The sequence below is a fragment of the Lysinibacillus sp. EB271-A1-10B genome, assembly GCF_058791335.1.
Genome location: NZ_JBYTDL010000005.1, coordinates 24,602 through 38,255, shown reverse-complemented (window position 1 = coordinate 38,255; position 13,654 = coordinate 24,602). Strand labels below are relative to the sequence as shown.

At 39.0% G+C, this 13,654-nt stretch carries 9 protein-coding genes; all 9 read left to right on the top strand.

Annotated features, from left to right (window positions below; translation table 11 throughout):
• The first annotated feature begins 349 nt into the window (after positions 1 to 349).
• The 9 genes from uvrB to AC3WSK_RS09040 all read left to right on the top strand — a co-directional run bounded on the left by uvrB (position 350) and on the right by AC3WSK_RS09040 (position 13,464).
• A complete protein-coding gene (gene uvrB, locus AC3WSK_RS09080) occupies positions 350 to 2,329 on the top strand; it encodes an excinuclease ABC subunit UvrB (protein ID WP_427481821.1) in 1,980 nt (659 codons plus the stop codon).
• Positions 2,330 to 2,336: 7 nt separating this feature from the next.
• Positions 2,337 to 5,201: an excinuclease ABC subunit UvrA gene (uvrA, locus tag AC3WSK_RS09075; RefSeq protein ID WP_427481823.1), complete on the top strand. Its 2,865-nt coding sequence runs from the start codon at positions 2,337 to 2,339 to the stop codon at positions 5,199 to 5,201.
• A 336-nt stretch (positions 5,202 to 5,537) separates the two neighbouring features.
• Entirely contained in the window at positions 5,538 to 6,731 is a 1,194-nt protein-coding gene (locus AC3WSK_RS09070) for a DUF4097 family beta strand repeat-containing protein (protein ID WP_492411752.1), read from the top strand.
• 271 nt (positions 6,732 to 7,002) lie between these two features.
• A complete protein-coding gene (gene ftsE / locus AC3WSK_RS09065; protein WP_079559533.1) occupies positions 7,003 to 7,689 on the top strand; it encodes a cell division ATP-binding protein FtsE in 687 nt (228 codons plus the stop codon).
• On the top strand, positions 7,679 to 8,563 hold the full coding sequence (ftsX, locus tag AC3WSK_RS09060) for a permease-like cell division protein FtsX (RefSeq protein WP_079559534.1): 885 nt from the start codon (positions 7,679 to 7,681) through the stop codon (positions 8,561 to 8,563). Before ftsE ends, ftsX begins: the two co-directional genes overlap by 11 nt.
• Positions 8,564 to 8,620: 57 nt before the next feature.
• Complete coding sequence (locus tag AC3WSK_RS09055; RefSeq protein ID WP_079559535.1) at positions 8,621 to 9,955, top strand: murein hydrolase activator EnvC family protein; 1,335 nt, start codon at positions 8,621 to 8,623, stop codon at positions 9,953 to 9,955.
• Between the two features lie 289 nt (positions 9,956 to 10,244).
• Entirely contained in the window at positions 10,245 to 10,886 is a 642-nt protein-coding gene (locus AC3WSK_RS09050; protein WP_079559536.1) for a hypothetical protein, read from the top strand.
• Entirely contained in the window at positions 10,883 to 11,470 is a 588-nt protein-coding gene (locus AC3WSK_RS09045; RefSeq protein ID WP_427481828.1) for a peroxiredoxin family protein, read from the top strand. Before AC3WSK_RS09050 ends, AC3WSK_RS09045 begins: the two co-directional genes overlap by 4 nt.
• Before the next feature lie 557 nt (positions 11,471 to 12,027).
• Positions 12,028 to 13,464, top strand: coding sequence for a S41 family peptidase (locus AC3WSK_RS09040; RefSeq protein WP_240518174.1), 1,437 nt, complete (start codon positions 12,028 to 12,030; stop codon positions 13,462 to 13,464).
• Positions 13,465 to 13,654: the final 190 nt, after the last annotated feature.

Sequence of the window (13,654 nt, the reverse complement as noted above, 5' to 3'; positions counted from 1 at the left end):
TCAGCTAGCTGATCAGTTCCCCCCAGCAACCCAATCAAAACCCCTAGGCTCCGCTTACATAACCTTTTAATAAACCTAAACCCGGCGAGCAATTCGTCACCAAACAGTGAATTTCCTGCTAAGATCATGTATTTACATCGTCCTATCCCGATTAGCTAACATTTGGAAAGGGTAATCTATTGATAGAGAGGTTCCGATTAATCATTGTAGTACATACGTTCTGTTGGATTCATCGCAAATAGAGCAAATGAGAAAATATTTACAAACATTCGTTCGTTAAATGTTCGAAATTTTAATAACGCTATGCTAAAATATATGTACAAATTGGAAGGAAAGGACGGGGACATGTGTGCAAACATTTGATTTACAAGCGCCATATACGCCTAATGGGGATCAGCCACAGGCAATTGCGGAATTAGTGGAGGGTGTACGTGCAGGTAAACGTCATCAAACGTTGCTTGGGGCAACAGGAACGGGAAAAACGTTTACGATCTCTAATGTCATTAAAGAAGTAAAAAAACCGACACTTATTATGGCACACAATAAAACACTAGCGGGTCAATTATATAGTGAGTTTAAAGAGTTCTTCCCTGATAATGCAGTTGAATACTTTGTTAGCTACTATGATTACTTTCAGCCAGAGGCTTATGTACCGCAGACGGATACTTATATCGAGAAAGATTCAAGCATTAATGATGAAATTGATAAGTTGCGTCACTCTGCGACATCTTCATTATTCGAGCGCGATGATGTCATTATTATTGCATCCGTGTCCTGTATTTATGGTCTAGGTTCTCCAGAAGAATATCGTGAACTGGTCGTATCAGTGCGTACGGGAATGGAAATTGAACGTAATCAGTTGCTTCGAAAATTGGTCGATGTACAGTATGAGCGTAATGATGTGAGTTTTACACGTGGGACGTTTCGGGTACGTGGTGATGTAGTGGAAATTTTCCCTGCATCCCGTGATGAACATTGTATCCGCGTGGAATTTTTCGGGGATGAGATTGATCGAATTCGAGAGGTGGATGCGTTAACTGGAGAAATACTAGCAGAGCGTGATCATGTTGCTATTTTCCCAGCGTCCCACTTCGTTACACGAGAAGAAAAAATGCTAAAAGCTATTGATAATATTGAAAAAGAGTTGGAGGAGCGTTTAGCTCTTTTGCGTTCAGAGGATAGATTATTGGAGGCGCAGCGTTTAGAGCAACGCACTCGTTATGATTTAGAAATGATGCGTGAAATGGGCTTTTGCTCGGGGATTGAAAACTACTCGCGTCATTTAACATTGCGTGAAGCGGGGGCGACGCCATATACACTACTTGACTATTTCCCTGATGATTTTTTACTTGTTGTCGATGAAAGTCACGTTACTTTGCCACAAGTTCGAGGGATGTATAACGGTGACCAAGCACGTAAAGGTGTGCTAGTTGAGCATGGCTTCCGTTTGCCATCAGCACTAGATAACCGCCCTTTACGTTTTGAAGAATATGAGAAACATATACATCAAGCTATTTATGTATCGGCGACACCTGGTCCGTACGAGCTTGAGCATACGCCGGAAATGGTGCAGCAAATTATTCGTCCAACTGGGCTGCTTGATCCACAAATTGACGTACGTCCTATTGAAGGGCAAATTGATGATTTAATCGATGAGATTCAAGGTCGTATTGCTCGTGATGAACGAGTGCTCGTTACAACGTTGACGAAAAAAATGTCAGAGGATTTATCAGCTTATTTGAAAGAGATGGGCTTAAAGGTGGAGTACTTGCATTCAGAGATTAAGACGCTAGAGCGAATTGAAATTATTCGTGAGCTGCGAAAAGGTACTTATGATGTTCTAATCGGCATTAACTTATTGCGAGAAGGGCTAGATATTCCTGAAGTTTCTCTTGTGGCAATTTTAGATGCTGACAAGGAAGGGTTTTTACGTTCAGAGCGTTCATTAATTCAAACGATTGGACGTGCCGCGCGTAATGCTAATGGTCATGTCATTATGTATGCAAATAATATGACGGATTCGATGAAAAAGGCGATTGAGGAAACGAAACGTCGTCGAGCATTGCAAATGGCGTATAACGAGGAGCATGGTATTACACCGAAAACGATTGTGAAGAAAATTCCTGATGTTATTCGTGCGACACAGGTGGCAGAGGAAGAAGAGACTTATGTAGCGAAGGCTACAAAAGGTAAGAAGCTGACGAAGGCGGAAAAAGAGCAGTTACTTGCTACGCTAGAATTAGAAATGAAGGAAGCAGCAAAAGCACTCGATTTCGAACGTGCTGCTGAGTTGCGCGATACAATATTTGAATTGAAATTAGAAGGGTGAACGGCTTGTGAAAAATACTGAAATAGTCGTGCAGGGCGCACGAGCACATAATTTAAAAAATATTAATGTCACAATTCCACGCGATCAATTAGTCGTGCTAACAGGTTTATCGGGCTCAGGGAAATCATCATTAGCGTTCGATACGATTTATGCCGAGGGACAACGTCGTTATGTAGAATCCCTTTCAGCCTATGCCCGTCAATTCCTTGGTCAAATGGATAAACCAGACGTCGATGCGATAGAGGGATTATCTCCTGCTATTTCAATCGATCAAAAAACGACGAGCCGTAACCCACGTTCGACAGTTGGGACAGTAACGGAAATCTATGATTATTTACGTTTGCTATATGCACGTATTGGTAAGCCTATTTGTCCAAATCACGGTATAGAAATTACCTCTCAAACGATTGAGCAAATGGTCGATCGTTTATTAACTTATCCAGAAAGAACGAAAATGCAGTTGCTTGCTCCAATGGTAGCAGGGCGTAAGGGAACACATGTAAAGCTACTGGAAGATTTAAAAAAGCAAGGCTTTGTTCGTGTACGTATCGACGGTGAGCTACGTGATTTAGATGATTCGATTGAACTTGATAAAAATAAAAAACATTCAATAGAAGTAGTCATCGATCGTGTTGTGATGAAGGAAGGCGTCGCGGCACGTCTTAGTGATTCCTTAGAGACAGCATTACGTTTGGCAGATGGGCGAGTACTTGTCGATGTGATGGAACATGAGGAATTATTATTTAGTGAGCATCATGCTTGCCCATTATGTGGTTTTTCAATCGGTGAGCTAGAGCCTCGTATGTTTTCATTTAACAGTCCATTCGGAGCTTGTCCAAGCTGTGATGGTTTAGGCTCGACACAAGAGGTTGATCTTGAATTAGTAGTACCCGATTGGGATCGAAGTTTATTAGAGCATGCTTTAGCACCGTGGGAACCGACAAGCTCTCAATATTATCCTCAGTTATTAAAGGCTGTGTGCGATCATTATGATATCCCGATGGACGTACCTGTAAAGGATCTACCGAAAGAAAAGATGGATAAAATTTTATATGGTTCTGGTAAAGATAAAATCCATTTCCATTATGAAAATGAGTTTGGCAATGTGCGAGATCAAATGATTGAATTCGAAGGTGTTGTCCGTAATGTGGAGCGCCGCTTTAAGGAGACAACGTCTGATTACGTGCGTGAACAAATGGAAAAATATATGGCCCAGCAAGCATGTCCATCTTGTAAAGGGTATCGCTTAAAGCCTGAAACATTAGCTGTAAAGCTAGCAGATAAGCATATTGGTGAAGTGACACAGTATTCGATTCAGGAAGCTGATACATTTTTCAAAGAGCTGGATTTATCAGAAAAGGATATGAAAATTGCTCGACTTGTTTTACGTGAAATTGAAGAGCGCCTTGGCTTCCTTGTCAATGTAGGGCTAGATTATTTAACATTAAGTCGAGCGGCAGGAACACTTTCAGGGGGAGAAGCTCAACGAATTCGCCTTGCAACGCAAATCGGCTCGCGCTTAACGGGTGTTCTCTATATTTTAGATGAGCCATCAATCGGCTTGCACCAACGTGATAATGATCGACTTATTAGCACATTGCAAAATATGCGTGATATTGGCAATACGCTTATTGTTGTCGAGCACGATGAAGATACAATGCTGGCGGCGGATTATCTTATTGATGTTGGTCCTGGTGCAGGTGTGCATGGCGGTCAAATTGTAGCGGCAGGAACACCTCAGGAAGTAATGGAAAATGAAGAGTCTTTGACGGGGCAATATTTAAGCGGTAAGAAGTTTATTCCACTGCCAATTGAGCGCCGTAAACCGAATGGACGTAAATTATCGATTAAAGGTGCCAAAGAAAATAATCTTCAAAATGTGAAAGTGGATGTGCCACTTGGCTTATTCGTTGCTGTAACTGGAGTTTCAGGTTCAGGTAAATCAACGCTTATTAATGAAATTTTATATAAGTCCTTAGCTCAAAAGCTAAATCGTTCAAAGGTGAAGCCCGGCGAACATAAAGAGGTAACGGGGATTGATGAACTCGAAAAGGTTATAGATATTGACCAATCACCAATCGGTCGTACACCTCGCTCAAATCCTGCTACGTATACAGGCGTTTTTGATGATATTCGAGATGTTTTTGCAACAACAAACGAAGCAAAAGTACGTGGCTATAAAAAAGGTAGATTTAGCTTCAACGTTAAGGGAGGTCGCTGTGAGGCTTGTCGTGGTGACGGTATTATAAAAATTGAAATGCATTTCCTTCCAGATGTTTATGTGCCATGTGAAGTTTGTCATGGAAAGCGTTATAACCGTGAAACACTTGAAGTGAAATATAAAGATAAGAGCATTGCAGATATTTTAGATATGACGATTGAAAACGCAGTCGTATTCTTCGAAAATATTCCGAAAATCCAGCGTAAGCTACAAACAATCGTGGATGTAGGATTAGGTTATATGAAATTAGGACAACCTGCCACAACGTTATCTGGTGGTGAGGCTCAGCGTGTAAAATTAGCCTCTGAATTACACCGTCGTTCAACAGGTAAATCATTCTATATTTTAGATGAGCCGACAACAGGCTTACATGCGCATGATATTGCACGTTTACTCGTTGTTTTACAGCGCCTTGTAGAAAATGGCGATTCAGTGCTAGTCATCGAACATAATTTAGATGTCATCAAAACAGCAGACTACATTATCGATCTAGGGCCTGAAGGTGGCGACAAAGGTGGTACGATTGTGGCGACAGGTACGCCAGAAGAAGTCGTTGAAGTCAGCGGCTCATATACAGGTAAATATTTAAAGCCAATATTAACAAGAGATCGTCTACGTATGGAAGATGCTTTAGCCAAGGCTTCTCAATAAAGTACCCACTAAAAAAGTTCGCAATTTGCGAACTTTTTTTACGTTAGGGGCATACTGGGAAGGTGGATGTCGATAAGAACTAAAAGTAGGGTAATAAAACGTGAAAGTTAATCGATAAACTTCAAAAGTTGGGTGACATTCTATTAAAACGAATGTCATATGAATAAGTTGATCTTCGTTCCGGCTGGATGCGCCCAGCCGGAACGGAAATCAACCACACCTTATGGTAATGTGCCTAAAATAAGATATTTTCCCAATTTTTTGTTTTTGGGTGAAACTTTTCACAATGTGTTTCGTATAAATACTATAACGAACTGAGGGAGGCTAATTTTAATTATGCAAAATGAACGTCAACGAATTTTAGAACTTGTGGAAAAAGGAACAATTTCAGCGCAAGAGGCGATTACATTATTAGAAGCATTAGAGCAACCTAGCAAGTCCACTCAACATGTTATGAATGATGTGTCAAATGAGGGCCAGCATTCCCAAACAGAAAAAGAGTCAGTATTTAAAGGTGAAAGTCCTAAGAGTGAACAATCGCAAAAAGACGAGGATTTCCCTAAATATTTCCAAGAAGAAATGAAGGACTTCCGTAAAGATTTATCACAAATTGGTTCACTTTTTATGGATATGATGAATACGGCAGTAAAAAAGGTCAAAGAATTTGATGTAGCTTCTCCATTTGGTGATAAATTTGAGTTTACACATACGGAAGAAGTTGCAGCTGAACATGTAGATAAAATAATTGCTGAATTACCGAATGGCAATTTTTCATTAGAAACCGCTGAAGGAGATAGCTTCCAAGTCGTTTGCAAGGTAAAGGCACCTCTTGTTAATGATAGTGAAGAGGAAACACGTGCTAATTTCCTAGAGCAATTCGTTGTCAAAGAAGATGGAGATTCATTACGAATCTTAAGTCAACTTAAGCTAGTGCAAGTAAATGTGAAAGTCCTTGTTCCAAAGGATAAATTAGAAAAATTATCAGTACGTTTAATGAACGGAAGTGTTACTTTACAAGATACGGACTTCGAGCATTTAAAAGTAAAGACATTAAACGGTGCGATTAAAGGCTCTAAATTTAACTTTGGAAAGGCAGAAGTGGATTCTTCTAATGGTTCCATTGAATTAACAAATGTTCGTGGTAAAGATTTAGAGGCTGAAACATTGAATGGCCGTGTTTATTTAGATGGCGCATTGGATGAAGTTGAAGCAAAATCGGTTAATGGACATGTTGTGGTCACAACTTGCTCTACTAATTCATCGAAAATCAAAGCACAAACAGTCGCAGGAGCCGTTGAATTGTATGTGCCACGTACAATATCGTTAAGCGGTAAAATTGTTACGAATTTTGGTAAAGTAGATGTAGGTATTCAAGATGCTTCAAAAATTGAATCACAAGATCAATTTTTATCAAAAGTCGTACGTTTCGATAAAGAAGTAGAGAATGCTAATCGTCTATTTATCGAAGGTGAGTCTAAAACAGGTGCAGTTTTAGTACGCTATACAACGACTGACGAGCAAACTGTTTAACTAACAAAAGCATTCAGGCTATGTATACTAACATAGTTTGAATGCTTTTTTTGCTTAAAAACTTTAGAAAGGCAGAAATCGAATTTCCTCTAATGGGCTCGATTTCTGTTATTTTGTTTGTCGAGGTTGTAACACATTTATGGCAATCAGATAACGAAATAACAGGAACTACCACGGAATGAAATGAAACTGTAATAATAAAGGTAGAAATTGAGTGTTATAATAGGTTACGAAATACCTCTTACATGTAAGAGATTTAGGTGGTTTAAATATGATAGAAATGAAAAATGTGACAAAGAAATACCCAAATGGTGTTGTTGCGACAAATGGAATTTCCGTTAACATAAAGCAAGGTGAATTTGTCTACGTTGTAGGTCCAAGTGGAGCAGGTAAATCTACATTCATTAAATTAATGTATCGCGAGGAAAAAGCTACTTCGGGAGAAATCACTGTTAATGGTATAGATTTAGCTTCCTTGAAAAATAAAAAAGTACCTTTTTTACGTCGTCAAATCGGAGTGGTTTTCCAAGATTTTAAACTTTTACCTCGTTTGAATGTTTATGAAAATGTAGCGTTTGCTCTAGAGGTAATCGAGGAAGAACCAGCAGAAATTCGCCGCCGAGTGATGGAGGTTTTAGAGCTTGTAGGACTGAAGCAAAAGGCAAGAATGTTCCCTAATGAACTGTCAGGTGGCGAACAGCAGCGTGTTTCGATTGCACGATCAATCGTGAATGTGCCGAAGGTCGTTATTGCGGATGAACCTACCGGGAATCTTGACCCTGAAACGTCTTGGGATATTATGAATTTATTTGAAGAAATTAATGCGAGAGGTACAACTATAGTAATGGCAACACATAACCGTGAAATCGTAAATACGATTCGTCGTCGAGTAATTGCAGTAGAAGGCGGAATGATTGTCCGTGATGAGCACGGAGGTGACTACGGCTATGAAAATTAATACGGTAAAACGTCACTTTAGAGAAAGTTTAAAGTCTCTTGGTCGTAATAGCTGGATGACTATTGCTTCCGTAAGTGCAGTTACAGTTACATTAATATTAGTAGGCGTCTTTGCGCTTATCATGATGAATTTAAATAAAGTAGCATCTGATTTAGAAAACGATGTTGAAATTAAAGTATTAATTGATGAAACAGCAGGTAAAGCTGATGAAAAAGCGCTCATGGAAAAAATTAAGAAATTGCCAGATATCGCTGAGATGACTTATTCGACAAGAGAAAATGAATTATCTAAATTAGTAAAAGATTTTGGGGACGATTTTAAACTATTTGAGCAAAGTAACCCATTACGTAATGTTATTTATGTGAAGGCTTCAGATCCTCAGCAAACAGCTAAAGTTGCTAAAACAATTGATAAATTTAATTATACATATGACGTTATGTATGGTGAAGGCAAAGTTGAAAAGCTGTTTAACTTCTTGAATATTAGCCGTAACGTAGGGATTGTGCTTATTTTAGGATTATTATTTACAGCAATTTTCTTAATTTCTAATACGATTCGAATTACTATTATTGCGCGTCGAGATGAAATAGAAATTATGAAACTTGTAGGAGCAACGAATTCATTCGTGCGTATCCCATTTTTATTAGAAGGAATGTGGCTCGGAATTTTAGGTTCTATTATTCCGATTGCGGTCATCGCAACTCTTTACCACAATGTATATAAAATTATTGCGCCTCGATTAAAAGGCGAACTTGTCCAAGTACTTGATTTCTCACCTCTTGTGTACCAAGTAAGCGCTCTACTATTACTGATCGGTGTGCTAATCGGTATTTGGGGAAGTTTCATGTCAGTACGTAAGTTTTTAAAAATTTAGCTTTGTGAAGCAGGACAAGCATCAACCAAAATTAATAGTCGAAAAGGAGTTCAACCGGTGAAAAGTATGGCGAAAAACTTAATGAAATCACTTGCTGCAGCATCTGCACTATGTCTTTTTATCCAAACTCCATCAGCTTATGCAAATAGTTTATCGGATTTAAAAGATGAAAAAAGACAAATTGAATCAAAGAAAGATGGCTTAAATTCATCCATCAATAATAAATCAAATGCTATTAATGTAAATGAAGACAAGCAGCAAAAAATATTAGATCAAATTCAAACATTAAATGCTGAAATTGATAAAACGAATAGCAATATTAAAAATGTATTGGAAGAAATTCAATCTACAAATAAAGAAATAAAGTCTTTAAAAGATGATATAGCCGAGCTTCTACGCAAAATTGAAGAGCGTGATTTATTGTTAGAGGATCGTGCTCGTGCCATTCAGGCGGGTGGTTCCGTTAGCTATATAGATGTACTGCTTAGTTCTAATAGCTTCGTAGATTTTATCGATCGATTCTCTGCTGTTAATGCTTTACTAGAGGCGGATCGTCAAATTATCCAAGATCAAAAAGAGGATAAGCAAAAGTTAGAGGAACAAAAGCAAGTTTTAGAAAGCAAACGCCAAAAGCTTGAAGACAAAAAAGCCGAGCTTGATCGTTTAAAAGCATCATTAAATAGTCAAAAGACTGAGAAAAACAAATTAATTGATCAATTAGAAAAAGAACAAGCAAAGCTGAAGACTGAAAAAGTATTGCTTGAAAAAGAATATTCTGAGGCTCTTGAGATTAGTGCGGATTTACAACAAAAAATCATTAATGAGCAAAATCGATTAGCTGAAATTGCTCGTCAACAAGAAGAGAAACGTAAGGCAGCTGCTGCAGCCGCAGCCGCAGCAAAAGCATCTAATTCAAGTAATTCAAACAGTTCAAGCAGTAATAGTGGTGGAGGGTCTTCAACAGTCGAAGCGCCACCATCGAATGGTACATGGATTAAGCCAACAAATGGTCGTTTAACATCACCTTATGGCTGGCGTAATATTGGCGCAGGCCCAGAATTCCACTATGGGGTCGATCTTGCAAATAGCACAGGTACTCCAATTTGGGCAGCTGCTGACGGTGTTGTTTCTTACGCTGCACCACTTAGCTCGTATGGTAATGTTGTTATCATTACGCATTCTATCAATGGCGAAATTCATACGACAGTATATGCACACTTAAATTCTTTCAATGTTAGTGTTGGTTCAGAAGTATCCCAAGGTCAGCAAATAGGAACAATGGGTATGACTGGACGTGTAACAGGACCTCACTTACACTTTGAAGTGCACATCGGCGCTTGGCGAGGACAAGCAGTCGGAAGTGTGAATCCATTAAAATATATTCCGGTATAAACATATTGAAAGCTATACATTAGAGTTCTTCTAATGTATAGCTTTTTTGTTTGCCATTCACATTTGTTAAGAACTAGTATTATGTGGAAGCCTTTTTCCTAGTGTGGCACCATTTGATGTAATATATTTATAGTGTGAATACCTCTGTGGGTATTTGAATGAAATTGCTCAGCAAAAGGCTATTTTTTGCATGTTTCAGGGAGATTTTTTGAACACACTGTGAAATGACAGTTCATATAAAGAATATATGCTATGCTGAAGCTATCTTTTTTTGTGGGGGATTTATTAGGTGAATAATACAGAATGGTTCTCTATCCGGACATTAACATTACCAGCAACTGCTGTCGCTCTGCTTGTGGCGTTTTTTATTGTGTGGCTCGTTATACGGGTACAGTTTCCGAAAAAATGGGCGGGGGTATATGGAGACGCGGTTTTTACCTTTATTCTCGTTTGGAAATTTAGCGTAATCGTCACTGATTTTAAAGCTGTTATTGCTCAGCCGTTTGCGCTCCTTTATTTCAATGGTGGAACAATCGGTGTCTTTTTAGGAGTTATGGCAGTCTCACTACAGATTTTGTGGAATCGAAAAAAAATCCACTTTGACGAAACTGGAATTGTTGCTTGTAGCTGGGCAATCATTTTAACGCAATCGAGCTATCAATGCCTTGTAGTGTTACTAAATGATAATCCAACCAATAGCGAAGTGATTACTCTACTTGTACTAAGCACACTAACAGTCCTCATATTATGGAAAATAACCGCTATCAATCGTGCATTATTTTTATATACGTGTGGTCTTATCATTGTGGCCTTCTTTCAGCCGCTTGGTTTATGGCAACCGGCTGTAGGAGTGAGCGTTGTATTATTTATAGTAGGTATAGGGATTCAGCGTCTAGCTGGCGTAACTAAATCATATGGAGGTAAGGAATGAAAAAAAATATTGGACTACTTATCGTCGTGTTATTAGTAGTCGCGATGATTGGTACATATGTTAAACAGCAGATTGATGAAGATCGTGAAATTGAAACAGCTTCTCTAGGGAAAGAAATGGACGAACGAAAGATTGGTTTAAAAAATGGAGATACACCACCGGATTTTACTTTAACAAGTTTGGATGGCGAAGATGTGACATTGAGTGAGCTTCGCGGAAAAAAAGTCGTGTTAAACTTTTGGGCAACATGGTGTCCACCATGTAAGGCAGAAATGCCACATATGCAAAATTATTACGAACAAAATGCTAAAAAAGATAATGTAGAAATAATAGCTGTCAATTTAACAAAGGCTGAACGAGACGTTACAGAGGACGAAAAAATAGATTCTGTCATGACATTTAGAGAAAGTTTCGATCTAACATTCCCTATTTTACTCGACCCGAAAAACTCAGCCGGCTTAGACTACCAAGTACTAACGATTCCCACAACCTATTTTATTGATTCAAATGGATATATTCAACGTGCTATTAGAGGGCCGATGAATGCGGAAATGTTAAAAAGCTATGTAGATGCAATGGACTAAGCAAAAAATAAATTTGGAAAGAATCTGCTCGTTTGCCAGAAGAAACGAAGCAGATTTTTTTATGTGAGTATTTCCTTGTTTATTAAATACCCGCGAATGGGGAGAGAATACCCGCGGAGGGGAAGGAGATACCCGCGAATGGGGAGAATACCCGCGGAGGGAAAGGCGATACCCGCGGAAGGAGGGTGAATACCCGCGAATGAGGAGAGAATACCCGCGGAAGGAAAGGAGATACCCGCGAATGGAGAAAATACCCGCGGAAGGAGGGTAAATACCCGCGAAAAGAAGGTAAATACCCGTGAACAGCGAAACAACACCCACGCTAGGAAATGCAAACCCCCACGATCCGCAATAGAACACTCGCGCTAGGAAATGCAAATCCCCTTAATCCGAAATAGAATACCTACGCTACGAAATAGAAAGCCTGCGATACACAATAGAATACTAGCGAAACAAAAATCATAGGATTCAACAAAGTATTTTGAAGCTTAATCTTGTATGTTTGAAAAATAAAATTCATACAGTAAAAGAGACGGAGGAGGGAAGGTTTGCGCAAAATGATGGCGGGTGTTGGCGTACTTGCTAGTAGTCTATTGTTAGGGAGTGGCATTTATTTTGACTGGTTTAATTTAGGGGATAATAAGGAACCGGTCGTTACAGAGGTTGATTCGATTAATGAAGCGATGAATTTAATTGAAAAAAAATCTGTATACAGTACGAAAAAAGATGCGTTGGTGGAAGGGGCACTTCGTGGTATGGCAGATGCTATTAAGGACCCTTATAGTACCTATTATTCGAAGGAAGAGGCGGAACAGCACCGACAAATGTTAGCTGAGGAAAGAGTGGGTATTGGGATTGAGCTAACTGAAAATAACGGGAAATTTATTGTTGTGTCTCCAGTCCGTTCGTCCCCAGCAGATAAAGCAGGGATGCGCTCTCTCGATGAAATTGTACAAGTTGATGGCACTCGAGTGGAAGGTAAAAAGATGAGTGAATTAATGCATTTAATTCAAGGGGAGAAAGGGACGAAAGTTACGATTGTCGTCTATCGTCCGAGTGAAGATAAACATATTAAAATGACGATGGAACGAGCAGCAATTTCTAATAAAACAGTGACGAGCGAAGTAGTGAACGTAGAAAATACGCCGATAGGTTATGTGGAAATCTCACTTTTTGGTGAGAAAACAGCAAATGAGTGGGTTGCCGAAACGAGTAAGTTGCTTCGAAAAGATATAAAAGGGTTAGTGATCGATGTGCGAGATAATCCAGGTGGTTATTTACATAGCGTCGCAGCGCTACTGAGCACAGTTTTGGAGAATGGCAAAGTGTTTGCCTATATGCAAAATGCTGAAGGTGCTATGGAACCATTAAAAACGGAATCAAAAAGCTTTGACGAGAATTATTTACAGTCAATGTACAAAATTCCGATTGTTGTTTTACAGAATGCGGGCAGTGCATCTGCTAGTGAAGTGCTTAGTGGCGCTTTAAAAGGATGGGGACGTGCTTCCCTTGTTGGTGTTAAGAGTTTCGGAAAAGGAACAGTACAGGAGTCTTGGTCACTGAAAAATGGTGGAGAGCTTAAATTGTCTACAAATAAATGGCTGACACCAAAGCGTGAATGGATTCATAAGCAAGGTATTGAGGCTAACTTAGTGATTGAACAAAATGAATTGTTTGCTTTCCAAATGCACCCACTATCAGGGAAGTTTAAAGAGGGCGACATGAGTGAGGAAATTGCTTATACTCAAAATGCTTTAAAAATGCTAGGGTATAAAATTGCTCGTTTAGACGGTTACTTGGATGAATCAACGGAGGAGGCTGTTAAACTTTATCGAGACGATAAGAAGGTGAAAAAAGCAGAAGGGAATTTTAATATGGACACTACCTTCTTTAACAGCTTAAACGAAACGTTGAAAAAATATAAAGAGGATCGTCAAAATGATTTACAGTTCCAAATGGCGACAAGCTTCTTATTGCATAATATTGAAGAATAAAAAATAGTGATAGTTTGATTTGAGGATATAGACTGATAGTTGGTCTCATATCCTCATTTTTTATTATTAAAAACGGGGACATCCACCAAAATGACGAAAAAAGTAAGAATAGAAGGCTTTCTACTAGATTGTACTACGCAAGAGTGTAGTCGTTTGATACAATAAATTCATAGTATTCTAGATAGAAACG

What these genes read in the sequence shown, in the direction of transcription:
- AC3WSK_RS09070 (WP_492411752.1), top strand. Translation starts at nt 5,538, where the DNA reads ATGCAAAATGAACGTCAACGAATTTTAGAACTTGTGGAAAAAGGAACA.
- ftsE (WP_079559533.1), top strand. Translation starts at nt 7,003, where the DNA reads ATGATAGAAATGAAAAATGTGACAAAGAAATACCCAAATGGTGTTGTT.
- ftsX (WP_079559534.1), top strand. Translation starts at nt 7,679, where the DNA reads ATGAAAATTAATACGGTAAAACGTCACTTTAGAGAAAGTTTAAAGTCT.
- AC3WSK_RS09045 (WP_427481828.1), top strand. Translation starts at nt 10,883, where the DNA reads ATGAAAAAAAATATTGGACTACTTATCGTCGTGTTATTAGTAGTCGCG.
- AC3WSK_RS09040 (WP_240518174.1), top strand. Translation starts at nt 12,028, where the DNA reads ATGATGGCGGGTGTTGGCGTACTTGCTAGTAGTCTATTGTTAGGGAGT.